The sequence below is a fragment of the Vreelandella sp. EE27 genome, from assembly GCF_968206495.1.
The window spans coordinates 1,138,477-1,164,258 of sequence record NZ_OZ309109.1; the positions used below are offsets into that span (position 1 = coordinate 1,138,477).

The 25,782-nt window shown below is 61.5% G+C and carries 18 protein-coding genes; 12 read left to right on the plus strand and 6 right to left on the minus strand.

What is annotated here, in order from left to right; genetic code table 11:
- The first annotated feature begins 83 nt into the window (after window positions 1-83).
- Window positions 84-2,357, plus strand: a complete 2,274-nt coding sequence (gene clpA / locus ACWHVV_RS05505) for an ATP-dependent Clp protease ATP-binding subunit ClpA (protein WP_447928456.1) — start codon at window positions 84-86, stop codon at window positions 2,355-2,357.
- A 125-nt stretch (window positions 2,358-2,482) separates the two neighbouring features.
- Here clpA and infA read toward each other — a convergent pair whose 3' ends face one another.
- The 3 genes from infA to aat all read right to left on the minus strand — a co-directional run bounded on the left by infA (window position 2,483) and on the right by aat (window position 4,330).
- On the minus strand, window positions 2,483-2,701 hold the full coding sequence (gene infA, locus ACWHVV_RS05510; protein WP_007111068.1) for a translation initiation factor IF-1: 219 nt from the start codon (window positions 2,699-2,701) through the stop codon (window positions 2,483-2,485).
- Between the two features lie 127 nt (window positions 2,702-2,828).
- Window positions 2,829-3,563: an arginyltransferase gene (locus ACWHVV_RS05515; protein WP_447928457.1), complete on the minus strand. Its 735-nt coding sequence runs from the start codon at window positions 3,561-3,563 to the stop codon at window positions 2,829-2,831.
- A gap of 20 nt (window positions 3,564-3,583) precedes the next feature.
- Window positions 3,584-4,330, minus strand: coding sequence for a leucyl/phenylalanyl-tRNA--protein transferase (gene aat, locus ACWHVV_RS05520; RefSeq protein ID WP_447928458.1), 747 nt, complete (start codon window positions 4,328-4,330; stop codon window positions 3,584-3,586).
- A gap of 189 nt (window positions 4,331-4,519) precedes the next feature.
- Between aat and ACWHVV_RS05525 the strand changes: the two genes are divergently transcribed.
- The gene (locus ACWHVV_RS05525; protein ID WP_447928459.1) at window positions 4,520-7,945 is read left to right on the plus strand and encodes a DNA translocase FtsK 4TM domain-containing protein; all 3,426 of its coding nucleotides are present in this window, start codon (window positions 4,520-4,522) and stop codon (window positions 7,943-7,945) included.
- A 247-nt stretch (window positions 7,946-8,192) separates the two neighbouring features.
- On the plus strand, window positions 8,193-8,846 hold the full coding sequence (lolA, locus tag ACWHVV_RS05530; RefSeq protein WP_447928460.1) for an outer membrane lipoprotein chaperone LolA: 654 nt from the start codon (window positions 8,193-8,195) through the stop codon (window positions 8,844-8,846).
- A 59-nt stretch (window positions 8,847-8,905) separates the two neighbouring features.
- On the opposite strand, the gene ACWHVV_RS05535 is transcribed toward lolA, so the two are convergent.
- Window positions 8,906-10,240, minus strand: coding sequence for a replication-associated recombination protein A (locus tag ACWHVV_RS05535; protein ID WP_447928461.1), 1,335 nt, complete (start codon window positions 10,238-10,240; stop codon window positions 8,906-8,908).
- 253 nt (window positions 10,241-10,493) lie between these two features.
- Here ACWHVV_RS05535 and ACWHVV_RS05540 point away from each other — a divergent pair, with 253 nt between their 5' ends.
- The 5 genes from ACWHVV_RS05540 (at window position 10,494) to ACWHVV_RS05560 (ending at window position 19,244) form a co-directional block, all read left to right on the plus strand.
- Window positions 10,494-11,039, plus strand: a complete 546-nt coding sequence (locus tag ACWHVV_RS05540) for a hemerythrin domain-containing protein (protein WP_447928462.1) — start codon at window positions 10,494-10,496, stop codon at window positions 11,037-11,039.
- A gap of 100 nt (window positions 11,040-11,139) precedes the next feature.
- A complete protein-coding gene (gene murI, locus ACWHVV_RS05545; RefSeq protein ID WP_447928463.1) occupies window positions 11,140-11,925 on the plus strand; it encodes a glutamate racemase in 786 nt (261 codons plus the stop codon).
- A gap of 39 nt (window positions 11,926-11,964) precedes the next feature.
- On the plus strand, window positions 11,965-13,068 hold the full coding sequence (trmA, locus tag ACWHVV_RS05550; protein WP_447928464.1) for a tRNA (uridine(54)-C5)-methyltransferase TrmA: 1,104 nt from the start codon (window positions 11,965-11,967) through the stop codon (window positions 13,066-13,068).
- Window positions 13,069-13,219: 151 nt separating this feature from the next.
- Entirely contained in the window at window positions 13,220-18,046 is a 4,827-nt protein-coding gene (locus ACWHVV_RS05555; RefSeq protein ID WP_447928465.1) for an NAD-glutamate dehydrogenase, read from the plus strand.
- A 166-nt stretch (window positions 18,047-18,212) separates the two neighbouring features.
- Entirely contained in the window at window positions 18,213-19,244 is a 1,032-nt protein-coding gene (locus tag ACWHVV_RS05560) for a quinone-dependent dihydroorotate dehydrogenase (protein WP_447928466.1), read from the plus strand.
- A 74-nt stretch (window positions 19,245-19,318) separates the two neighbouring features.
- Here ACWHVV_RS05560 and rmf read toward each other — a convergent pair whose 3' ends face one another.
- Window positions 19,319-19,528 (minus strand): ribosome modulation factor, encoded by a 210-nt coding sequence (gene rmf, locus ACWHVV_RS05565; RefSeq protein WP_447528181.1) that lies wholly within the window; start codon window positions 19,526-19,528, stop codon window positions 19,319-19,321.
- Between the two features lie 354 nt (window positions 19,529-19,882).
- Between rmf and rlmKL the strand changes: the two genes are divergently transcribed.
- Window positions 19,883-22,150: a bifunctional 23S rRNA (guanine(2069)-N(7))-methyltransferase RlmK/23S rRNA (guanine(2445)-N(2))-methyltransferase RlmL gene (gene rlmKL / locus ACWHVV_RS05570; protein ID WP_447928467.1), complete on the plus strand. Its 2,268-nt coding sequence runs from the start codon at window positions 19,883-19,885 to the stop codon at window positions 22,148-22,150.
- On the opposite strand, the gene ACWHVV_RS05575 is transcribed toward rlmKL, so the two are convergent.
- On the minus strand, window positions 22,147-22,428 hold the full coding sequence (locus ACWHVV_RS05575) for a hypothetical protein (protein WP_447528183.1): 282 nt from the start codon (window positions 22,426-22,428) through the stop codon (window positions 22,147-22,149). The genes rlmKL and ACWHVV_RS05575 overlap by 4 nt on opposite strands.
- 66 nt (window positions 22,429-22,494) lie before the next feature.
- Here ACWHVV_RS05575 and pdxB point away from each other — a divergent pair, with 66 nt between their 5' ends.
- The 3 genes from pdxB (at window position 22,495) to ACWHVV_RS05590 (ending at window position 25,782) form a co-directional block, all read left to right on the plus strand.
- Entirely contained in the window at window positions 22,495-23,640 is a 1,146-nt protein-coding gene (gene pdxB, locus ACWHVV_RS05580) for a 4-phosphoerythronate dehydrogenase PdxB (protein ID WP_447928468.1), read from the plus strand.
- Between the two features lie 110 nt (window positions 23,641-23,750).
- Window positions 23,751-24,842: a cobalamin-independent methionine synthase II family protein gene (locus tag ACWHVV_RS05585; protein WP_447928469.1), complete on the plus strand. Its 1,092-nt coding sequence runs from the start codon at window positions 23,751-23,753 to the stop codon at window positions 24,840-24,842.
- Complete coding sequence (locus tag ACWHVV_RS05590) at window positions 24,835-25,782, plus strand: diguanylate cyclase (RefSeq protein ID WP_447928470.1); 948 nt, start codon at window positions 24,835-24,837, stop codon at window positions 25,780-25,782. Before ACWHVV_RS05585 ends, ACWHVV_RS05590 begins: the two co-directional genes overlap by 8 nt.

A 25,782-nucleotide genomic window follows, 5' to 3' on the forward strand; every position in this document is an offset into this window, starting at 1 on the left:
GTTGAAAGTGCCGGTCGATTACACCGATCCGACGCAAGTCCCGGGTATAAACCACCTTGGGTAGTAGCGAAAAGGGGACTGCCATGCTGAGCAAAGAACTTGAACTGACCCTGAACACGGCCTTTACCGTGGCTCGCTCGAAGCGCCACGAGTTCATGACCGTCGAGCATCTGCTTTTAGCGCTATTGGACAACGCCTCGGCGGTGGACGTGCTAAAAGCGTGCGGGGCAAACCTCGACAAGCTGCGGTCCGATCTGCAGGATTTCATCAATTCCACCACACCTTTGATTCCCGAAGGCCAGAGCGAGCGCGAAACGCAGCCGACGCTCGGCTTTCAGCGCGTGCTTCAGCGCGCGGTATTCCATGTCCAGTCATCGGGAAAAAGCGAAGTCAATGGCGCCAACGTGCTCGTGGCTATCTTCTCTGAGCAGGAGAGCCAGGCCGTTTATTTCCTCAAGCAGCAAAACGTTGCTCGAGTCGATGCCGTCAACTATATCGCCCATGGAATTTCCAAGGTCTCTGGCCACAACGCGCCCAATGCCTCCCAGCAGGAAGGCGAGGACGTGGAAGAAACCAGCGCCGAAGGCGCCGCACACCCGCTTACCGGCTACGCCAGCAACCTCAACGAGCAGGCCAGGCTTGGCAAGATCGACCCGCTGATCGGGCGCGACCATGAGCTCGAGCGCGTGGTGCAGATTTTGGCCCGCCGCCGCAAGAATAACCCCTTGCTGGTCGGTGAAGCGGGCGTGGGTAAAACCGCGATCGCAGAAGGCCTTGCCAAGCGCATCGTCGAAGAGGACGTGCCGGATGTCATCGCCGACGCGGTCGTCTATTCACTCGATATGGGCGCGTTGCTTGCCGGCACCAAATACCGGGGCGACTTCGAGAAGCGCTTGAAAAGTCTTCTGGGCGAGCTCAAAAAGCAGCCCAACGCGATTCTCTTCATCGACGAGATTCACACGGTGATCGGCGCGGGGGCGGCCTCCGGCGGCGTCATGGACGCCTCGAACCTGCTCAAGCCGCTGCTTTCGTCTGGTGAGCTTCGTTGTATCGGTTCGACCACCTTCCAGGAGTTTCGCGGTATTTTCGAGAAAGACCGCGCGCTTGCCCGTCGTTTCCAAAAAGTCGACGTGCCGGCTCCCTCGGTGGATGACACCATCAAGATTCTCAAGGGGCTGCGCTCGCGCTTCGAAGAGCACCACGAGCTCAAGTATACCGACGCTGCGCTCGAGAGTGCGGCGCGGCTGGCGGACCGTTACATCAACGACCGCTTTTTGCCGGACAAGGCGATCGACGTGATCGACGAGGCCGGTGCGCACCAGCGCATGCTGCCTTCCGAGATGCGCGTGGATACCATCGATGTGGATCAGGTCGAGGCGGTGGTCGCCTCCATTGCGCGCATTCCGCCGAAAAGCGTGTCGAGCTCGGATCGTAAGCAGCTCGAAAAGCTCGACCGTGATCTCAAGATGCTGGTGTTTGGTCAGGACGAGGCGATCGACTCGCTTTCGGCGGCGATCAAGCTTTCGCGTGCCGGCCTCAAGGCACCGGACAAGCCGGTGGGTAGCTTCCTGTTTGCAGGCCCCACCGGTGTCGGTAAAACCGAAGTCGCCAAGCAGCTCTCGCACATCATGGGCATCGATCTGGTGCGCTTCGATATGTCCGAGTACATGGAGCGTCACACCGTTTCACGCTTGATCGGTGCGCCGCCGGGCTATGTGGGCTACGACCAGGGCGGGCTTCTGACCGAGGCGGTCAACAAGCAGCCGCACTGTGTGCTACTGCTCGACGAGATCGAAAAAGCGCACCCGGAAGTGTTCAACCTGCTGCTGCAGGTCATGGATCATGGCCGCTTGACCGACAACAACGGCCGCGAAGCGGACTTCCGCCACGTAATCGTGATCATGACCTCGAACGCCGGTGCCGAACAGGCTTCGCGCCGCTCGATCGGTTTCCAGACCCAGGATCACACCACGGATGCCATGGAAGTCATTCGCCGTACGTTCTCGCCGGAATTCCGCAATCGTTTGGACGGCATCATCCAGTTCAGCTCGCTGCCGATTTCGGTGGTACGCAATGTGGTCGACAAGTTCCTGATCGAGCTTCAAGCGCAGCTCGACGAGAAGCGCGTCCAGCTGGACGTGGACGATACCGCAAGAGACTGGTTGGCGGACAAGGGCTACGACCCGGATATGGGCGCGCGCCCCATGGCCCGCCTGATCCAGGAAAAGCTGAAAAAGCCGCTGGCCGAAATGATTCTATTCGGCGAGCTGGCCGAGCACGGCGGTACGGTGCACGTAAGCCTGGAAGAGGGCGAGCTTTCGCTTTCGACCGAGTCCGAGATGGCGGACGCCCCGTAGCAGGACAACGGAGCGATAAGCCGACCTACAGCGCCCTGTCATTGACGGGGCGTTGTCATGTTAAGGCGCCGTATTAAGAATTACGCAGGTAGCTTTACGTTGTGCAAAGCAGGTAGCGCCGGTGTTTAGCGCGAACGGTAAACGATGCGGCCCTTGGACAGGTCGTAGGGCGTAAGCTCTACCTTGACTTTATCGCCGGTCAGGATGCGGATGTAGTTCTTACGCATCTTGCCCGAGATATGGGCCGTCACCACGTGGCCGTTTTCGAGCTCGACCCGAAACATGGTGTTGGGAAGGGTATCAACAATAACGCCTTCCATTTCAATATGGTCTTCGCGTGCCATATAGGCAAATCCTCACTTATTTAACGTCATTAATCGCAGGTAAGCAGCGCTCGTAGTGTACAAGGGCTGTGCGAGCAGCGCTATATTGTGCCGCAAGCCTGGCGTCAAGGCAAAAAAGCACGCCATTTTAACGTATGAGCGAGCGCCATTGGCGCCCATCGAGCACCTCGAGCGGTGAAAAAGCCTGCTTGTAGCGCATCTTTCGACACTCTTCGATCCAGTAGCCAAGGTAAAGGTGGTTCAGCCCTTTTTCATGGCAAAGCTCGATCAAACGTAAGATCGCAAGCGTTCCCAGGGAGCGTCGGTCCAGGGCCTCGTCGGCTTCAAAGAAGGTATAGATGGCCGAAAGACCGTGTTCGAGTTCATCGAAGGCGGCTACGCCGACCAGGGTGTCGTCCAGGTACATCTCTAAAAGCTGCGCGTAGGACTCGTCGAGGGTTAAAAAGGTGCGATACTGCTCCTGGCTCGGCGGGTACATGTCGCCGTCGCTGTGGCGCTCGCGAATGTAGCGGGCGTAGAGCGCGTAGTGGGCGTTATCGAAGCGGGCGGGGACCACGCGCGTGGTAATATCGGCGTTTCGCCGTAGGATCTTGCGTTGGGTGCGATTGGCCTCGAAGTCGGCCACCGGTATGCGCACCGACCGGCACGCCTGGCAATCCTCGCAGTGGGGGCGGTATAAATGGCGCCCGCTGCGACGAAAGCCCAGCAGCGATAGCGCCTGGTAAACGCTCCCGGTCGGGGCTTGCTGGGGGTCGAGAAACAGGGTGGTCGCCTTTTGATCAGGCAGGTAGCTACAGCCGTGGGGCACGGTCAAAAAAAAGCGTAGATCGCGGGCCGGGCCGCGGGGAGTGCTGCTACTCACGGCGGTCTCCTTGTAAGGGGCTAACGGCTTTCAGCGGTGGCCACGGCGGCAAGCCAGGGCGAGGCCGGCACGCTCGGTGCTGCGTGACTGCCTGGCGATAGGCTAAACGCGTTTTTCGGCAGCCACTGTTCAAGATAGCCTACGAAGGTCTGTCGAGCGATGGGGGCGGCGCCCAAACGTTCCAGGTGGGGGGTGTGCATCTGACAGTCGATCAGCGCGCCGCCGTTTTCCGCCATGGCGCGGGCCAGGTGGGCGAGCGCCACCTTGGAGGCGTCCGGGGCGCGGGAGAACATCGACTCGCCAAAAAACACCGGCCCCATGGCCAGCCCATAAAGCCCCCCGGCAAGCTCGCCGTCGCGGTGAACTTCGATGCTATGGGCAATGCCGAGGGCGTGAAGGCGCTGGTAGGCCAGGCGCATATCGGGGTTGATCCAGGTACCCGGCTCGCCTTGACGGGGAGCAGCGCAGGCGTTAATTACCTGTTCGAAGTGTTGATTCAGCGTCACGCTAAAGCCACCATTGCGTAACCGCTTGGCCAGGCTTCGCCGCAGCTTGAAGGCCGCCGGCTCGAGGACCATGCGCGGGTCGGGGCTCCACCAAAGCACCGGGTCGTCATCGCTGTACCAGGGGAAGATACCCCGGCGGTAGGCTTCGACCAGCCAGAGAGGAGAAAGCTCGCCACCGGCGGCAAGCAGGCCGTCGGGCACGTCGAGTGCTTTGGCCGTATCCGGGAAGGCCGGTGTTGGCGAGGAGAGCCAGGGCAGCATCGAAAGGGCTCCTTATGGCTTTGTAAAAAGTGGCCTTTAAATAAAGAGCCTTTGAATCAACAAGGCCCGGGTAGCGTCTTTAAAGAGACCAACGCCTGACGACAAGCGCTGTGATGGCGAAAGGATGCTCGGTATGATGCAAACTCGCAAGTGGATTAACGACGCCACCAGGTGTAAAGGGAGAATCGCTTGAAAGTAAATAAGACGGTAGACAAGCGAACGCAGGGCGGTTCGCGTCGACCTTCATCGTCGGCCCAGCCGGCTCAATCGGCACGGGTCAAAGCGGCCAAGGACAAGGCGCGGCGTTTTGGCCTACGCCTGCAAGGGTCCATGCGCGAAGGCGTGGTGGTGGTCCTGCTCGCGCTCTGCGTATTTTTATTGCTTGCGCTATTTAGCTACCAGCCGGAAGACCCGGGCTGGTCCTACCAGGGGCCGGAAACCGACGTGCGCAACTGGATGGGCCCGGTCGGTGGCTGGCTTGCCGACGTACTCTACTCGTTGTTGGGCGCCAGTGCCCTTTGGTGGCCCGGCATGTTCGGGTTTGCCGCCTGGTGGCTGATGCGCTCGCGCCAGGTGCGCTTCGAGCTCGACCCGGTCGCCATTGCGGTGCACGCCGGGGGGCTGGTGCTTTTGATGTTCGGCACCACCATGCTGGGGGCGCTGCACTTTTATCACCCGGAAAGCATTTTGCCTTACGCCTCTGGGGGTATTCTGGGCGAGGGGCTGGTCGGCACGCTCCGCCCGCTCGTGGGTAGCGGCGGGGTGGGGCTTATCGCCGCCGCGCTGATTTTGATCGGCTTCCCGCTGTTTACCGGCATGTCCTGGCTCAACGTTGCCGATGAACTGGGCAAGCGGTTTTGTCGTTTGGGCGGCTCGCTGCGCGAGCGCCGCGCTCGAGGTAAGCAAAAACGCGAAGACCGCGCCGCGGTCAAGGCCGCCTCCAAAGAAGCCAAGCGCAAGTTCAAGGAGCGCACCCGCAAGGAGCGCGACGACCAGGCGCCGGCATACGAGGAAGAAGAAGAGGCGCCCGTGGCGGCGCGCAGCGAGGCGCCGACGCCCAAACCCGCACGCGCGGGCAGCCGCCGCGAGCCCAGCATGATGGCCTTCGACCAGGAACCTGAGGCCGAAGAGACCACCGACACCTCGATTCCTTGGGAGGTCGCGGCCGGCACTACCCCGCCGCCGAGTGAACAAGCAAGCCCCGTGGCGCCAGCGGATCCCGAGCCGGCCCCCGCGCCACCTGCCAAAGCCGAGCCTACCTTTGAGGAGTCGCCGCGCCCCGCCGCCTGGGCCCCCGACGAGGCTCAGCAGAACGCACCGGCGCACGCCGCGGCGCCAGAGCCCGACGTAGCACCGGAGGAGGTCGCCGAAAAAGCGCCCACGCCACAGGTGCCCGAGCCCGAACGCCCGGCCGCCTTTGTACCGCCGCCGGAAGCGGCGCTCGATGAAGAAGAGAGCGAGCCGGCCGTTTCTGAACCGGCTGTTTCTGAGCCGGTATCGGCGTTTGAAAACCCGCGGCCCTCGAATGCTTTCGCGATCTCCGCCCGCGACGAAGTGTCGGCAGCCGACGCTGCGCCAGCCGATGACACCTCACCGGACCGCGCTGAACCGTTCAGTGAAGCCGCGCCGTTTTACGACGCCGAATCCGCTGAGCAAGCACCGCCGTTCGAGCCGCCCATGCCCGAGCGCGAAGTAGCTGCTCCACACAGCGCCGACGAGGCCGAAGACGAGCCACTGCCGCTGCGCGCCTCTAAATTCGAGGCGGCGCCGGCCAGCGATTCACGTTTTTATATCGATGACGAGTACGTCGACGCGCCGTATGACGATGAAGCGTTCGATGAGACGCCGGATGCCCCGCCCGCGCGCGAAACACAGCCCGCACCGGCCAGCGGCGCTCAACGAGTGCCCGAGGTAGTCCCGGAACCCGTGTGGGAGGATGACGAAGAGCCTGAGCCCGCCCCGGAGCCGCCGGTAGCGCCGCGGCCCACGCGCCAGGAACCCACCTTCGCCTCGGAGCGGGCAGCCCAGGAGCCGGATACCGGGCCAGCGCTCTGGACCGTCGAGCACCTGCAAAACCAGCGCCCAGCGTTCGAGACCGAGGACGAGCCCGAAGGCGATGTGCCGAGCTATCAGCTTCTGACTCCGCCGGAGCCGCACCAGCCCAACTACTCCGACCAGGAGCTCTCGGACATGGCGGAGCTTTTGGAAGTGCGCCTGCGCGACTACGGCGTGAAGGCGGAGGTCGTGGATACCTGGCCGGGCCCGGTCATCACCCGGTTCGAGATCAAACCCGCACCGGGGGTGAAGGTTTCCAAGATCAGCAATCTGGCCAAGGACCTGGCGCGCTCGCTGATGGTCAAGAGCGTACGCGTGGTCGAGGTGATTCCCGGCCGTCCGACCGTGGGTATCGAGATTCCCAACCCGCACCGGGCGATGATTCGCCTGCGTGAAGTGATCGACTCCGAGCGCTACCAGCAGGAGAGCTCGCCGCTCACCATGGCGCTGGGTCAGGATATCGGCGGTGGCCCGGTCGTGGCGAATCTGGGCAAGATGCCCCACCTGTTGGTAGCGGGTACTACGGGCTCGGGTAAATCGGTGGGCGTCAACGCCATGCTGATTTCGATGCTGATGAAGGCCACGCCGGATGAGCTCAAGCTGATCATGGTCGACCCAAAAATGCTCGAGCTTTCGGTGTACGACGGCATTCCACACTTGCTGGCGCCGGTGGTCACCGATATGAAAGAGGCCGCCAACAGCCTGCGCTGGTGCGTGGCCGAAATGGAGCGGCGCTATAAACTGATGGCGGCGATGGGCGTGCGTAATATCGCCGGCTTCAACGCCCGTCTCGATGAGGCCGAGCGCGCCGGCGCCCAGGTGGCGGACCCGCTTTGGGAACCCCAGCCCTGGGAGATGCACCAGACTCCACCGATTCTCGCGAAGCTGCCCTATATCGTGGTGGTGATCGACGAATTTGCCGACATGTTCATGATCGTTGGTAAGAAGGTGGAAGAGCTGATCGCGCGCCTGGCGCAGAAGGCCCGGGCCGCCGGTATCCACCTGATTCTGGCTACCCAGCGCCCGTCGGTGGACGTGGTCACGGGTCTGATCAAGGCCAACATTCCGTCCCGCATGGCGTTTCAGGTCTCGTCACGCATCGATTCGCGCACCATCCTCGATCAGGGCGGCGCCGAGAGCTTGCTGGGCCACGGTGACATGCTCTACCTGCCCGCGGGTTCCGGGCCGCCCAACCGCGTGCACGGCGCCTTCGTGGACGACGACGAGGTACACCGGGTGGTAGAAGACTGGAAGCGTCGCGGTGAGCCTGAGTATATCGACGAGATTCTCTCCGGCGGTGTCTCGGCAGACGCCCTGGCCGGGCTCGAGGCCGAGGGGGGCAGCGACGACGACGCCGAACAGGATGCGCTCTACGACGAAGCCGTGCAGTTCGTCACCGAGACCCGCAAGGCCTCGATCTCTGCCGTGCAGCGCCGTTTCAAGATCGGCTACAACCGCGCCGCGCGGCTGGTCGAGGCGATGGAAGGCGCCGGTGTGGTGTCGTCGATGGGCTCCAACGGCGCCCGGGAAGTGCTGGCGCCGCCGCCGGTTGGCCAGTAACGGCGCGGGCAATCGTGCAACAAGCGTGAAAGTCGCGCCCCGGATGAAACCCCGGGGCGTAAGACGCGTCTGAGTGTGGACAAGGACGTTAAAAGTCCTACCAATCAAGCATTAACGCGGCACTGCGTACTTATCGATTTGAGTGCTTATCAATTTAAGTACTGACCAATTTAAGTACTGACCCGTTTGAGTATCGACTCATTCGAGGATGACCGCTATTTGGCAACACTGCCTAGGGAGTAAGGTTATGAGCGACACAGATACTCGACGTTCTTCTTCGCTGATGCTAGCCGCCAGTGCGCTGGGCCTTGGCTTTGCATCGCCTGTGGCGCTTGCCGACGACGCCGCCGAGCGCCTCACCGAGCGTCTCGAGCCGCTGGAGAGCTATCAGGCGTCTTTCGAGCAGCAAATCAGCGGCAGCGGCGGTGAGCGCCTGCAGCAGGCGCGCGGTGAGATGTGGCTTTCCCGCCCGGGCATGTTGCGCTGGGAAGTCGAAGCACCCTACGCCCAGGTCGTGGTGTCCGATGGCGATGAGGTTTATCTGTACGACCCGGACCTGGAGCAGGTGACCGTGCAGGCGATGGACAACCGCGTCTCGCACACGCCGGCGCTGTTGCTCTCGGGCAGTACCGTCGATCTGACCGAAAGCTACGACGTATTTTATGAGCAGGAAGGGGGCGAGGATATCTTCACCCTGATCCCGACCTCCAACGATACGCTGTTCGAAGAACTGAGCATGGTGTTCGAGGGCGAGACCCTGACCGAACTTCTAATGACCGACAGCACCGGCCAGCGTACCGCGATTGCGTTCAACAACGTGGTTCAAAACGGGCGTGTCGACACCAGTTTGTTCGATTTCGAGATCCCCGAAGGCACCGATGTGATTCGCGAAAGCTACTGACCCGAAACGCGTCCAGCGCCTCTCATTGTTTTGATATCAGCAACCACCGATCAGGCGCCTCAGGGCGCCTGATCGGCTTCTGCGTCTTGGGCTTCGCGCCAGGCCATGATCTCGGCAAAGCGCTTTTCCTGGCCATAATCACTGGGCTCGAAAAAGCGCGTTTTGGGTAGCGCGTCCGGCCAGCAGTCGTGGGCGCTGCCCGCCGGGTAGCCGCCTGGTTCGCTGTGGGCGTAGCGGTAACCTTCGCCGTGGCCGAGTTCCTCCATCAGTTTGGTCGGGGCGTTACGCAAATAGCTTGGCACATCCACCTGGGGCTGGTTGTTGACGAACTGCCGCGCGGCGTTCCAGGCGCGGTCGATCCGGTTGCTCTTGGGCGCTACCGCCAGGTGGATCGCCGCGTGAGCAATCGCCCGCTGGCCCTCATAATCGCCCAGCCGCAAATAGGCATCCCAGGCGGCGATCACCAGCGGAAGCGCCCTTGGGTCGGCGTTACCCACATCTTCCGAGGCGATGGCGCTAAGTCGTCTCACCACGTCCAGCGGGTCGCCGCCGCCCTGAATAAAGCGCGCCATGTATAAAAGTGCGGCGTCCGGGCGCGACGAGCGGATCGATTTGTGAATCGCCGAGAGCAAGTCATAGTAGCCGTCGCCCTGTTTATCGAAGGCGCTGGACTGGTGGCCGATCACATCCGCCAAGGCTTGCTTGTGCAGCACTTCGCGCTCGCCCTCTTGCCGGGTAAAGTCGCAGGCGGTTTCCAAAAGCCCCAGCGCCCGGCGCGCGTCGCCCGCCGCGGCGTGGGCCAGGGCTTCCAGCACGCCCTCTTCCAGGTCGATCGCACGCCGGCCCAGGCCGCGTTCGGTATCCTCCAGTGCCTGGCGCATCACGCCGATCAGCTCCTCCTGGCTGAGCGGTTTGAGCACGTATACCCGGGTACGCGATAAAAGCGCCGAGTTCACCTCGAAGGAGGGGTTTTCGGTGGTCGCGCCGATCAGCGTCAAAAGCCCGGATTCGACGTGGGGCAGCAGCGCATCCTGCTGGCTTTTATTGAGCCGGTGAATCTCGTCCAAAAAGAGCAGCGTCTGCGCCCGAGTTTGTCGGGCGCGCTCGACGACGCCGCGAATCTCCTTGACGCCGGCCATCACCGCACTTAGCTGTTCGAGCTCGGCGCTGGAGGCCCGCGCCAGAAGCTCGGCGAGGGTCGTCTTGCCGACGCCGGGCGGGCCCCAGAGAATCATCGAGCGTACCGTTTGCGATTCGGCCATCTGGCGCAGCGGTTTTCCGGGGCCGACCAGCGCTTGTTGACCCGCGTAGTCGTCCAGGTGACGTGGGCGCATACGAAAGGCGAGCGGAGCGCCCTCGGCAGGTGGTTCAAAGGCGCTTTCAAAAAGGTCCATGTCTACTTCCGTCTTCCGGTGTCAGTCGAGCCCAGGCTTGGGGCTATGGCAAAGCGCGTTGCGGCAGGCTATTTTAGGACGTAATCTGGTAACGCAATGCCTTTGATCACCGCATTTGCAAAGCCGCCCGGCCGGGCGCATGTTCAATCTTATCGTGTTCATTAGCGTAGTAGAAACTGCCTCCCCAGCGCGTTTTTAGGACTTTTACAGGGCGTTGAAGCAAAAGGCTCGACCACACCTCAAGGAGATCGTCATGTTAAATCAGTTGCGTCTGGATCATGCCAATATGGCACGAATGCTTCACGTGCTTCAGCTCAAGCAGAAAACGCTGGCGCTGGGCGAACGGCCCAACTTCAACCTGATGCGCGAAGTCGTCGACTACATTTTGTCCTACATGAATGATTTCGCCACGCCCCTGGAGCAAATCTGTGTGGAGCGCCTGGAAGAGAAAGCGTCGGAAGAGATGCCCTTCATGGAGAAAATGGCCAGCGACTACCGCGAGTTGAAGCCAAGCCTTGCGCAGCTTTCCGACGACATCGACATGATTTTGATGGATAACGTGCTGCCGATGGACCGCTTTAGCGACGACCTGAATACCTACCTGGACGCCCACCGCAGCTACCTTCGCCACGAGCGCGAAAAGCTTTTTCCGCTGATCGACAAGTACTTCACTCAAGAGGACCTGGAAGAGCTAAGCCAGGCGCTTCCCGGCACGGCGCAGCAGGAACTCGAGCGCCTGCAAAATGCCTATCCGGAACTCTACGCCGAGCTTCGCGGCGCCGACGTGCCCAACGTATAGCGGCGTTCGCGCCCAGGCCTTGCGGGCGTGTTAAACTGGCGTCTTTTTAAACACTCGAGGGCGCTGTGGCTAACCCATCTCTCAGGCCGGGCGGGGCGCAATGAGCGGGCCTATCCTGATTTTTGATTCCGGCGTGGGCGGGCTTTCCGTGGCTCGCTCGCTCTACAGACGCCAACCCGATACGGCCATGTGCTACGCCTGCGACAACGCCTGGCTGCCTTACGGGGTACGCGACGATGTCACCCTGGCCCGGCGTATTTTGCATGTTTGCCAGGCGGCGGTAAGCGCCTGTGAGGCGAGTACCCTGGTGGTCGCTTGTAACACCGCCAGCACCTTGGCGCTCGCCGGGCTGCGCGAGGCGCTGAATATTCCGGTGATCGGCACCGTGCCGGCGATCAAGCCCGCCGCGCGCTTGAGCCAAACCCGCCATATTGGCCTGTTGGCCACCAGCGCAACGGTCAATCGCCCCTATACCCAGGATTTGATCGAGCGCTTTGCCAGCGACTGCCTGGTGACCAGGGTGGCCGCGGACGCGCTGGTGGTCGAAGCCGAGGCCTGGCTTGCCGGAACCCCCGTCGACCGAGTGCGCCTCCAGCGTGCGCTGGCGCCTTTGTGGCAGGCGCTCGAAGCGTCTCCACCGCTGGATACCGTGGTGCTCGGCTGTACCCACTTTCCGCTTTTAAAGCCGCTGCTCGAAGAGCTGGCGCCCACCGCGCTTACCTGGGTCGATTCCGGCGACGCGATCGCCCGTCGCGTCTTCGACGTTGCCCCGCGCTCGACCGGCCCGCTCGATGGGCGCTGCTTCACCACTGCCACGGCCGGCCACCTGATTGCCGGTTTTGCCGAGTTTGGCTTCAAGCCCCCCCAACGTTTACGGCTGCCCTGAGTGCCCGGGGCGTTTCTGATTAATGTATAAGGAGCCGTTTTGGCTATTCCCGCTGTCGACCCCCAACGCTATGACGAGCAGCTCAAAGACAAACGTGTCGCCGTCGAGGCGCTTTTCGCACCGTTTTCACCGCCCGCGCTGGAGGTGTACCCGTCGCCGCCCAGCCACTACCGCCAGCGCTGCGAGTTTCGTATCTGGCATGAAGGCGACGACCTTTACTACGCTATGTTCGAGGTCAACCCTGAGGACCCCAAGGACAAGAAGGTCGTGCGCCTGGATCAGTTTTTGGTGGCAAGCGAGCGCATCAATGAGCTGATGCCCAGGCTCAGAGAGGCGTTTTTGCAAAGCGACACGCTGCGCAAACGCCTTTTTCAGGTGGAGTTTCTCACCACACTAAGCGGCGAGGCGCTGGTCACGCTGATTTACCACCGCCCTCTGGACGAGGCCTGGGAGGCCGAGGCCCGGGCGCTCGAGGCCGCGCTTGGCATCATGATCATTGGGCGCTCGCGCAAGCAGCGCCTGGTGTTGACCCGCGACCACGTTTGGGAGCGCCTAAACGTCAACGGGCGCACGTTCGACTACCAGCAGGTGGAAAACAGCTTCACCCAGCCCAATGCGCATATTTGCCAAACGATGCTTGGCTGGGCGATGGAGGCCACCACCGGGCAGAACGAGCGCGACCTGGTCGAGCTTTACTGTGGTAACGGCAATTTCACCATCGCGCTGGCGCAGAATTTCCGCCGCGTGCTGGCCACGGAAATCTCTCGCACGTCGGTGGCAAGTGCTAACGTTAATATCGAGGCTAATCGCATCGACAATGCGTTCGTTGCGCGCATGTCGGCGGAGGAGTTTTCGCTGGCATTGAAAGGCGAGAAGACCGGGCGGCGGGTGGCCGAGATGGATCTGGATGCCTACGACTTCTCGACCGTGCTGGTCGACCCGCCGCGCGCGGGGCTCGATCAGCAAAGCTGCGAGCAGATCAGCGAGTACGATCAGATCGTCTATATTTCATGCAACCCGGCAACACTTGCCGATAATCTGACAACGCTTACCAAAACGCACGCGATCGAGCGCTTTGCCCTGTTCGATCAGTTTCCGTTCACCCACCACTGCGAGTGTGGGGTGATCTTGAAGCGCCGCTAGGCGTGCGTAATGCGAAAGCGACATACTCTATAAGCAAATTGATACAGCAGTAGGGCGGCGCGGCCTATTCGCGTAAGCTAACCGGTATCGTGGCCTTACGGCCTGTAACTGTTCGTTTTTCGGCCCAAGGGCCCAGCAATCGAGGTGATGGATGCACTACGTTGCGAGTGAAGAGAGTCGGCAAGATCTTTTAAAGCAGTTGCAAGAGCGCCTGGAGGCGCGCTTGGAACCCGACCGGGCGGCCCAGGTAGAAACCTTCGCGCGGCACTTTTACGCGACCGTGCCGGTGGAAGATTTCGTTAACCGCCGACTGGACGACCTCTACGGCGCCACGCTTTCGATTTGGCAGTTTTTGCAGTACCACGACCCGGATAGCCCGAAAGTGCGTATCTTCAACCCGGATTTCGAAGAGCACGGCTGGCAGTCCAACCACACCTTCGTGGCGGTGCTGCACGAGGACATGCCGTTTCTCGTCGATTCGGTGCGTATCGAGCTCAATCGCCGGGGCTTGACCGTCCACGCGATTCAAAACGCGGTGTTCGCCGTGGCCCGTGACGCGAGCGATCAACTCGAGACGCTCACCTCGCCCCGCGAGGTCGACGCGCCGGAAGCGAAGGAGTCGCTGATCGTCATCGAGGTGGACCGCCACACCGACCGCCAGGCGCTTTCGAGCATGGAAGAGAAGCTCAACAACGTGCTGCGCGACGTGCGCACCGCCGTTGATGATTTCGATCCCATGTGTAACCAGATCACCTCGGCGATCCAGGAGCTCGAGAAGAACTGCCCGCCCCAGGTCGACCCGGACGACCACGAAGAGGCAATCGCGTTTCTGGAGTGGCTGTTGAAGGACAACTTCACCTTCCTGGGCTACGACGAGTACCACCTGCGCGACGGCGAGCTCCAACGCGACCCCCAGAGCGTGCTGGGGGTCTTCCGCCTCAACCAGGCGCGTTATCGCGAGCGCATCCGCACCGAAGAGGGCGTGGACGAAGACGGCCACAGCTTTGTGTTGGTGCCACAGCTTCTCTCGTTTGCCAAGAGCGCGCACCACAGCCGCGTTCACCGGCCGACCTACCCGGACTACATTACCGTCGACCGCTACGACGACGACGGTAACGTGATCGGCGAACGCCGCTTTTTCGGTTTGTTCACCGCTACGGTGTACAACGAATCGCCGCGCAACATTCCGCTTTTGCGCCGTAAGCTCAAGGCGGTGATGGACATTGCGGGCTTCAACCCCCAGGGCCACAACGGCAAACAGCTTTTGCAGGTGCTGGAAGTCTTCCCGCGGGATGATTTGTTCCAGATCAGTACCGAGGCACTGGCCGAAACCGCGCTGGGTATCCTGAATATCCGCGAGCGTCGCCAGGTGCGTCTGTTCATTCGTACCGACGTGAGTGGCAAGTTTTACTCGTGCTTGGTGTTCGTGCCGCGGGACGTGTTCTCCACTGACCTGCGCCAGCGCATTCAGACCATGCTCTGCGACGAGCTCGACGCGCGCTTTGGCGACTTCAATACCTACCTTTCGGAATCGGTACTGGCGCGTATCCAGCTGATCCTGCGCTTCAAGGGCGACGCGCCCAGCGAGTACGACCTGAAGCGGCTGGAGAAAAAGGTCGCCCGCTTGGCGCGCAGCTGGCGCGACGAGCTCTTCGAGGCCATGACCGAAGGCTTTGGCGAAGAGCGCACCAATAGCTTGATGGGGGAGTTCCAGCAGGCTTTCTCGGCAAGCTACCGGGAGGATTTCAACGCGCGCACGGCGGTGTTCGACATTCAGCACCTGCTAGCGCTCGAAGGCGACAGGAAGCTCTCGCTGTCGCTTTACCGGCCGATGGAAGAGCAGGCTGGCGGCATGAACCTCAAGCTCTATCATCGGGATGATCAGATACCGCTGTCCGACGTGCTGCCGATGATGGAAAACCTCGGTCTTCGCGTGCTGGGCGAGCGCCCCTACGACATCAACGGCCCCAAACAGCGCTACTGGATTCACGACTTCGAGCTCGAGCACACCCGCAGCGGCGTCGACATGAGCCAAATGCGCGATGTCTTCAGCGAAGCGTTTCAGCGTATCTGGGCGGGCGAAGCGGACAACGACACCTTTAACCGACTGGTGCTCGGCGCGGGGCTGGACTGGCGCGAAGTGGCGATGCTGCGCGGCTACGCCCGCTATCTCAAGCAGATTCGCTTCGGCATGTCTCAGGCCTATATCGCGACGACCCTGGCAAGCTATCCCGAGATTACCCAGACCCTGGTCGCGCTTTTCAAGCAGCGCTTCGACCCCGAGGCCGAGTCTCACGATACAGCGGATTGCGAAGCGCGGCTGATCGAGCACCTCGAAGGCGTGGCGAGTCTCAGCGATGACCAGTTGCTGCGCCGCATGATGGAGCTGATCAACGCGACCCTGCGCACCAACTACTACCAGAAAACCCCGGAGGGCGGCTTCAAGGACTATATCGCCTACAAGCTCGAGCCCACTAAAGTCACCGGGATGCCCAAGCCGCGCCCGGTCTACGAGATTTTCATGTGCTCGCCGCGGGTCGAGGGTGTGCACCTGCGTAACGGCAAGGTCGCCCGGGGCGGGCTGCGCTGGTCCGAGCGTCTCGAGGATTACCGCACCGAAATACTGGGCCTGGTCAAGGCGCAGCAGGTCAAGAACTCGGTCATCGTACCGGTCGGCGCCAAGGGCGGTTTCGTGTGCAAACGCATGCCGGAAGACGCTGACCGCGAAACCCAGCAAAAAGAGGGGATCGCCTGTTACCAGACGTTCATCCGTGCGCTTTTGGATGTGACCGACAACCTCGACGGCACCACCGTCGTGCCGCCGCAAAACGTGGTGCGCCACGACGATGACGACACCTACATGGTGGTCGCGGCAGACAAGGGGACGGCGTCGTTTTCCGATATCGCCAATGCTATTTCGCTGGAGTACGGCCACTGGCTGGGCGATGCCTTCGCCTCCGGCGGTGAGAACGGCTACGACCACAAGAAGATGGCGATTACCGCCAAGGGCGCCTGGGAGTCGGTCAAACGCCACTTCAAGAACCTGGATCTGGATACCCAAAAAGACCTCTTTACCGTGGTCGGCATCGGCGACATGGCCGGCGACGTGTTCGGTAACGGCATGCTGCTCTCCGACAAGATCCAGCTGGTCGGCGCGTTCAATCACCTGCATATCTTCGTCGACCCCAACCCGGACGCCGAGGCGGCCTTCGCCGAGCGTAAGCGCATGTTCGACATGGCGCGCTCGAGCTGGGAAGACTATAGCCAGGAGCTGATCTCCAAAGGGGGCGGTGTCTTCAGCCGCAGCGCGAAGTCGATCACGATTACCGAGGAGATGGCCCAGGTCTTCGGTATCGAGGCCGAGAAGCTCTCGCCTGTGGATCTGATCAACGCGATGCTCAAAGCGAAAGTGGACCTGGTCTGGAACGGCGGTATCGGCACCTACGTGAAGGGCTCCAGCGAAACGGACGCCGATGTCGGTGACAAGGCCAACGACGGCCTGCGCATCAATGGCAACGAGCTCAACTGCCGCGTGGTCGGCGAGGGCGGTAACCTCGGACTGACCCAGCGCGGGCGGATGGAAGCCGCGCGTAAAGGCGTGCGCGTCTATACCGACTTCATCGATAACGCCGGCGGCGTGAACTGCTCGGATCACGAGGTCAATATCAAGATATTGATCGACGAGATCGTCAAGCGTGGCGACATGACCGATAAGCAGCGCAACGAACTGCTGGCGGAAATGACCGACGAAGTGGGCGAGCTGGTCATTCTGGATAACTATCGCCAAACCCAGGCGATCGATCTGTCCGAGCGGCTGTCGCGTCAGGGGTCCGGCCCGTATCGGCGCTTTATCAGCGAGCTCGAAAGCGCCGGCCAGATCGACCGTGAACTCGAGTTCTTGCCCTCGGACGAGATTCTCAAAGAGCGCGCAAGCAACAACGAAGGCATGACCCTGCCCGAGCTCTCCGTGCTAATTTCCTACGCGAAAAGCACGCTGAAGGGCGATTTGGTGCAGTCCAGCGTCCCCGATGACCCCTATGTCCACCGCTACCTGGAGCACCTGTTCCCCTCCATACTGGTCGAGCGCTACCAGGACGAGATGTACGAGCACCGCTTGAAGCGTGAGATCGTCGCTACTCAGGTGGCCAACGACCTGGTCGATCACATGGGCATCGTCTTCATGCGCCGGCTGATCGACTCCACCGGTGCCGGCCGGGCGGATATCGCCCGCGCCTACGTCATCGCTCGCGACGCGTTCAACTTCAAGGCGCTTTGGGAGCAGATCGAGGCGCTGGACAACCAGGTGCCCAACCGCGTGCAGTACGCCATGATGCTCGATTTGATGCGTCTGATCCGCCGTGCCACCCGCTGGTTCGTGCGCCTGCACCTGGGTCTTTCTACCCAGGACACCATCGAGTACTTCGCCCCGCGCTTGACCCAACTTCAGGAAGGGATTGGCGAGCTTTTAAGCGGCGATGAGCAAGAGGAGTGGCAACAGCGCCGCGATCAGCTGCAGGAAGAGGGCGTACCCGAAACGCTGGCCTCCACCGTTGCCGGCGCGCCGAGCCTCTACGCCGGGCTCGGCATCATCTATGCCGCGCGTACCACCAACGAAAAACCCCAGCGCGTGGCCGAGGTCTTCTATGAGATCGGCAGCCGTCTGGAGCTTCCCTGGATGACGCGTCAGGTCACCCAGCTCGAGGTGCGCGATGCCTGGCAGGCCCAGGCGCGGGAAACCTTCCGCGACGACATCGACCGTCAGCAGCTGGCGCTGACCATCAGCGTGCTGAAAATGGACGCCGGTAGTCGCGATACCCAGGAGCTGGTCGACCAGTGGCTCGAGCAGCACAAGGACCTGCACAGCCGTTGGCGCAGCCTGGTCGAGGAGGTGCACGGCGGCACCGAGGGCGGCTTTGCGCTCTTCGCCGTCGCCGTTCGCGAGTTGGTGGATCTGGCCGAAAGCGGCAGCGAAGGCTAGAAAAGGCTTTCAAGCTCGAACGCGCCCCGCTCAGCGGGGCGCTTTTTTTTGTGCTGTGTGAGCTCTTGTAAAAGCGCCGGGGCGCGACCCTGCGCCCGCTGGCGCTTTACGTTATAATCGCCGCCCGCCCTCGATGCTTACCGCCCACACCCGCCTGGAGCCCTTGATGTATCAGCTTACCCGTTCGCTGCTGTTCCGCCTGGACCCTGAAAATGCCCACGGCCTCACGCTTCGCGCATTGGATGCGCTCCACAAGGCCGGCGGGGTGGAAAAATTGTACGGCAGCACGGTAAGTGACCCGGTCGAGCTGATGGGCCTGCGCTTTGCCAACCGGGTAGGGCTGGCCGCCGGGCTCGATAAAAACGCCGACCATTTGGATGCGCTGGGCGCGCTTGGGTTTGGTTTTGTCGAAGTCGGCACGGTCACACCCAAGCCCCAGCCGGGCAACGACAAGCCGCGGCTTTTTCGCCTGCCCAAGCACGGCGCGCTCATCAATCGCTTCGGCTTCAATAACAAGGGGGTGGCTTACCTGGTCGAGCAGGTCAAAAAGCGCCGCTATGCGGGGCTGGTGGGGGTCAACATCGGCAAGAATCTCACCACCTCGGTGGATGGGGCGCTGGAGGACTATCTCGTCTGCCTGGACGCGGTGCACGGCGTGGCGGACTACGTCACCGTGAACGTTTCATCGCCCAATACGCCGGGGCTTCGTACGCTACAGTTCGGTGCCCAGCTCGATGCGCTGCTAGGACCCATTCGCGAACGCTGCAACGTGCTGGATTTAGAGGCCGGGCGCAAGGTGCCGCTTTTGATCAAGATCGCCCCGGATATGAGCAGCGATGAAATCGCCCTGGTAGCGCAAAGTATCACGGACAATGGTTTTGACGGCGTGATTGCCACCAACACCACCGTGGAGCGCGCGGCGGTCGAAGGCCACGCCCACGCCGCAGAGGCCGGCGGGCTATCCGGTCGTCCGGTGTTCGAGCCCTCCAACGCCGTCATTCGCACACTCCGTGAGCATCTGCCGACGCTGCCGATCATCGGGGTCGGCGGTATCGACAGCCCGAAAAAGGCCAGAGAAAAGCTTGCCGCCGGGGCGGACCTGGTACAGCTCTATTCCGGGCTCATCTACGAAGGCCCGGGCCTGGTACGCCGCTGTGCCAAGGCAATCGCCGAAGGGGAGAGCGGCGCTTGTGAGTAAGCGCAAGGCATGAAAAAGCCCGCTTGAAAATGAGCGGGCTCGATCGGTTCAATTAGCTTTTGAAGGGGGGATCGTCAGGTGGTGACCATGGGGTTTTTGTGGATGCCGGAAACGCCGGTCATGCCGTCCCACTGGTCGCCGCGACCTTCACGCCAACCGCTCATCCAGTACTCGCGTAAATTGACCTCTTGACTAGGGCAATCGTCCCGGGAGCGACCCGAAACCCCCGCTTTGTAACCATGAACATACGCCCGCTGGAAGCGATCACGTTTTTGTCGTTTCATTGGCTGACCTCTTTTATGAAAGCCTTGGGTATGAAACGGTATGCCGGAGTGAGAAAAGTGGCCGGCCGCCGTTTCGGAGCTTACTTCAAGAGCGAGTTTGATCAGCTGCCAAGCGCTTGGCACTCACGTGCGAAACGGCGGCCATTCAATCCCGACAAGCCATGGGTTTAAAGTGAAACCTTTAAGGCAATCATTTGCCCGGCTATAAACCCTGACAGATTACGCATGCGTTTTCAGTAGCTACTGTCTTATTGTTAGCCCATGATTGGGGCCGCTGTCGACCCAAAATTGTCATTTAATGTAAATACATTTGCCATATATAGGAATTTCGCGCGGTTACGCGCGGCCAGACTTATGACCGAGCCCAGCCAAAACGCCCCGTTGGATTTTTTAGCGACCTGCCCCAAGGGCATCGAAAGCCTGCTCATGGAGGAGCTCGCAGCCCTGGGAGGGGGTGCCTGCAAGGCCACGGTCGCTGGCGTCTATTTCAGCGCCGACCTGGCCTGCGCCTACCGCGCCTGCCTCTGGTCCCGGCTTGCCAATCGGATCGTTTTGATCCTTGGCCGCACACCGCTGGTGGAAAGCGCCGCCGAGCTGTACGACGGGGCGCTTGCCGTGAGCTGGCCGTCGCATATCGCGTCGGGTAAAACCCTGGCGGTCGATTTTCACGGGCGCAGCGAGCAGATTCGCCACACCCGGTTTGGGGCGCAAACGGTCAAGGATGCGGTGGTGGATTCGCTGGCGCTGGCCGGGCTTGCGCGCCCCAACGTGGACACCAAAGCGCCGGATTTGCGTCTTTACGCCCACCTGCACCGGGCGAATTTGACGCTGGGTATCGATCTTTCCGGCGACAGCCTGCACCGCCGGGGCTACCGCAAGGAGGTCGGCCACGCGCCGCTCAAGGAGAACCTGGCCGCCGCGCTTTTGGTGCGCGCAGGCTGGCCCGAGCGCGCCAAACAGGGCGAGGCGCTGGTCGACCCGCTTTGTGGCTCGGGGACGCTTTTGATCGAGGCTGCCCTAATGGCGGCCGACCAGGCGCCGAACCTTCACCGTCAGCGCTTCGGGTTTCAGGGCTGGGCGGGCCACGACGCGGCTATTTGGCAGGAGCTCAAGCGCGAAGCCGAGGCGCGTGCCTCGATTGGGCGTAAGCGCTGCAAAACGACGCTTTACGGCTTCGACCAGAGCCCGGCGGCGCTCTCCGCGGCCCGGGCCAACGCCATGCGCGCCGGCGTGCCCGCACTGATCGAGCTCGACGGGCAGAGTTTGAATAAATTGAGCCGCCCCGAAGCGTTAACGGGTCAAAGCGGGCTACTCATCACCAACCCGCCTTACGGCGAGCGGCTTGGCGAGCTACCCGAGCTGGTAGGCCTTTACGCCACGCTTGGCGATAAAGCCAAGGCGCTGTTCCCGGGCTGGACGCTTGCGCTATTTACCGGCAATCCGGATCTTGGTCACCGGCTGGGGCTTCGCGCCCATAAGCAGTACGCGCTGAAAAACGGCGCGCTGGATGCCAAGCTGCTGCTGATGGCCATTGGCGATGGCAAAGCACCCCCGCGCAGCGCTCAATCGGGAAGCGAGGGCGAAGCCGGCCCGCAGGGTAGCGAAGAGAGCAGGGCGAGCGAGGGTCGTGCTCCTGAGGACGCCAATAAGGCTTTTGATGCCACGACCGAAAGGCACGTTTCCGAAAACGCCCGGATGTTTGCCAACCGGCTGGCCAAGAACCAAAAGCGTTTGAAGAAGTGGCTCAAGCAAAGCGGTGAAACCTGCTATCGCGTGTACGACGCCGATATGCCGGAGTTCGCGCTAGCGGTGGACCGCTACGCTGGCAAGGTGCACGTGCAGGAGTACGCCGCGCCGAAAACGGTCAACGCCGCCCAGGCCCAGAAGCGGCTTTTCGATGCGCTGGAAGTGCTGCCCGAAGCGCTGGGCGTTCGCCCGGCCGATATCTATATCAAGCGCCGCGAGCGCCAAAGCGGCAGCGCCCAGTACCAAAAGCGGGAGGCCAGCAACGAGCGTTTCGAGGTTCGAGAGGGCGGTGCCCGGCTATGGGTGAACCTGCGCGACTACCTGGATACCGGGCTTTTCCTCGACCACCGCCCGGTACGGCGGATGCTCGGCGAAATGGCCTCGGGTAAACGCTTTTTGAATCTGTTCTGCTATACCGCTACGGCGACGGTGCAGGCCGCGCTCGGCGGCGCCAGCGACAGCGTTAGCGTGGATATGTCCAACACCTATCTCGAGTGGGCGAAAGACAACTTCGTATTGAACGATCTCGATCTGCGCCGCCACAAGGTGGTGCGCGAGGACTGTTTTCGCTGGCTGGAAAGCGCGGATACCCGCTTCGATCTGATTTTTATGGACCCGCCGACCTTCTCCAACTCCAAGAAGATGCGCGACACCCTGGATATTCAGCGCGACCATCCGCGGTTGATCGAGCTTGCCATGGCGCGGCTGGCGCCTGGCGGCACATTAGTGTTTTCCAACAACCAGCGCCGCTTCAAGCTCGATGAGGCGGTCAGCGAGCGCTACCAGGTGGAAGAGATCACCGGTAAAACTTTCGACCCGGATTTTGCCCGGCGTACGAACCTTCACCACGTGTTCACGCTTAGCCACAAGGCCTAAAGCGCATCCAGTAGCGAAAGCTGGCGCATGGCGTCCTGGGCCTCCGGCGTATCGTCGGCGGCCTCCAGCACTTTATCGAACCCCCGCGAGGCCTGAATGGTGGCCTCGTCATCGAGCCACATCTGCGCCTGTTCGCGGGTGTCGGCCAACTGATGCTTCAACCCGCCAAACTGGGTGCCGATCTGCCCCCAGGCGCGGCTAAAAATCCAGTCGCCGAACATGTCCTGATGAATATGCACCAGGACATAGTCATGGTCGGTTTCCCAGCGTACGATCACAACACTCTCCTTTGAACCACAACGCTTTTTTCCCGCATATTGTAAAGGCCGGACGCGCAAACGCCTATGAAACTTGTCATTGACGCCAACATTCCCGCTGCCGAGGCCTGCTTTGGCCATTTGGGCACGATTACACGCCGGCCCGGTCGCGATATTACATCCCAGGACCTGGCCGATGCGGATGCGCTGATCGTGCGCTCGATCACCCGGGTCGACGAAGCGCTCCTCCAGGATAGCCCGCTTTGCTTTGTGGGCAGTTGCACCATCGGCGTGGACCATATCGACCTCGATTATTTGCGCAAGCGCAGCATCGGCTTTTCTAGCGCCCCGGGCTGCAACGCCGAGGCAGTAGTGGACTACGTATTGAGCAGCCTGGTGACCCTGGCCGAGCGCGAAGGCTGGCCGTTTTTAGAGCGCCGCGTAGGCGTAGTGGGGGCGGGCAACGTAGGCGGGCGACTGGTCGAGCGCCTGAAAGCACTAGGGCTTGCGCCGCTAGTGTGCGACCCGCCGCGGGCAAAGCGGGAGGGCGGCGGTGGTTTCGTGGATCTCGATACGCTGATCGAGCAAAGCGATGTGATCTGCCTGCACACGCCGCTTGTCCGCCAGGGCGAGCACGCCACCCATCACCTGCTGGGCGGCGAGCGACTCGGCGCGCTCAACCCGGGTACGGTACTGATCAACGCCGGCCGGGGTGACTGCCTGGACGGCGAAGCACTCGCCAAACGGCTTGCCGAGCGTGGCGATATGACCGCGGTGCTCGACGTCTGGGAGAACGAACCCGCCATCGACACGGACCTTTGCGCGCAGGTGTCGCTGGCAACGCCGCACATTGCCGGGCATAGTCTGGATGGGAAGCTGCGCGGCACCTGGATGATCGAGCGGGCGCTTACGCAGTACCTAAAGAGTGCCGAGGGCCCGGCGTTCAGTGAGATCTGCCCGCCACCGGCTTTGGCGGCGATAACGCTGCAAGGTGCGCTATCCGCGGAAGATGCGCTACGGTTGTGTATACGGGCCGTATACGATGTTCGCCGCGATCATGAGGCGCTGGCCTACGCGATACGAAAGGAGGGTGTGGTAAAAGGGTTCGACGCCTGCCGGGCGAACTATCCGCTACGTCGCGAATTTGCCACGCTGCAAGTGAGGCTATCCGGCGAGGCGTTAGCGCTCGAGGGCCTGCTGCGCGGGGCAGGTTTCAACGTACTCCCGGTATGATGCGCTGTAACGTTAAAACATCAAACGGGCAAAAGCCTGCCAACCGACTGGGCAACGTACTTGAAATCGACTAAAAATTAAACTGAGTACAACCAGGTGGTGGACAATCAATGACGACGTTACCGACAGAACCCATTGGCAGCATACCGCGTTTGGATAAGTTGATTCAGGCCCAGCACCGCTTCGATGCCGGCGAAATCGGCGCAGCGGCCATGGATGCCCTTTACGACGAAGCCGTTCAACAAACGATGCGCGAGCTCGAGGCTACGGGCTCGCCCATGATTACCGACGGCGAGCAGCGCAAGACCCATAGCTTTGCGACTTATTCCGTGGAAGGGGGCGATAATTTTGCCTCCGATGGCCTCGAGATTCCCTTTAGCGATGGCCATGTCCGCCGCTTGCCGCGTTTGACCCGTGGCCCGTTTCGCTACACCCTCTCCGCCGCCGATTCCCTGGCGATGGCCAGACCCCATACCGAGCTGCCCATGAAGCAGGCGATTATTTCGGTATCGGCGTTGAGTCTTTTCTATCCTGCCGATGGGATCGAGGGCTACAGCCGCGAAGCATTCCTCGACGACCTGATCGATGAGCAGGAAAAAGAGATACGCGGCTGCTTCGCCGCGGGTGCCCAAAAGGTACAGATCGATTTTACCGAAGGGCGGTTGTCGCTCAAGCTCGATCCCAGCGGCAGCGTGCTCAATAGCTTTATCGAGCTCAATAACCGGGTGCTGGCACGCCTTAGCGATGAAGAACGCCAGTGCCTTGGCGTGCATACCTGCCCCGGGGCCGATCACGACGCCACCCACAGCGCTGACGTGGATTACGCCGAGCTTTTGCCGAGCCTTTTCGAACTCAAGGTCGGTAACTTCTATATCGCGATGGCCTCGGAAAAAGACCCGGAACGCGGCTTGAAAATCATCGCGCGCTATTTGAAGCCCTGGCAGCGCGCCTTTATCGGGGTGATCGATGTCAACGACCCGCACATCGAAACCGCCGAAGAAGTGTGCGAGCGCGTGCTGCAAGCGGCCCGTTTCATCCCCTTGGCGCAGCTGGGTACCACCGACGACTGCGGTTTTTCCCCGTTTTGCGACGATGTCTCGACACCGCGGGAAACCGCCTTTGCCAAGATTCGCGCGCGCGTGGAAGGAACGGCGCTGGCAGCCAAGCGGCTAGGACTGCAGCGCGGCGAACTGCATGAGTAAACCCGGGGCTTTTAACCAAAGCGTCGCTGTTTTCGATGACCGGGGTGGGCTGGTCGATTGGAACTCGGGATTTACGGAAGAGTTTGCCGATGCCGCTACCCTGCTTAACCACGGGGTCAACGCGCGCGCCATTAGCGCCGCCTGCCTGCTTCCCGAGCGGGCGCTGGACCTGTCCTGGAGTCTGGACGGGGAGGCGCCCCCGGCGTTTGAATATATCAATAGCCGCCGATCGATACGGGTCACCCAGCACCCGGGGGCTAACGGCCACGTTTTTCGTATCGCCCAATGCAATCGGATCACGCCACCGCTACACCCGGCCATGGAAGACGAAAGCACGGAGCTTTTGAGGTCGACGGTATTGCAGATTTCCGCCGCCGTACTCAAGCGGCGTGAACAGGAGAACCACCGGCTGCTGGAGCTTGCGCTGCAGGATGGGTTAACGCTCGTTGCCAACCGGCGCTATTTCGATGAACTGCTCAATATCGAGTGGCAGCGTTGTCAAAAGGATGAACTGCCGTTGTCGGTATTCTTTATCGATATCGATTTCTTCAAGCGCTATAACGACATTTACGGCCATCCCTCCGGCGACGAGTGTCTCAAAACCATCGCCTCGACCATAAAAGCGCATTTGAATCGCCCCAGAGATTTGGTCTCGCGCTACGGGGGCGAGGAGTTTACCTGTCTTTTGCCGGCCACCGACCTGGCCGATGCCACGCGCAAGGCAATAGAGCTCGAGAAGGCCATTCGAGCGATGGCTCTTCCTCATATAGGTTCGGAAGTAGCGCCGATCGTGACCATCAGCCTGGGCGTGGCCACGGCGCGGAGCATGGAGGGAGGCGAAGCGTCTTTACTGATAAGAGCCGCCGACCAGCTGCTTTACGATGCCAAGGCCGCCGGCCGGGGGTGTGCACGCTCAGCGCTTTACACCCCCTTCGTTTGA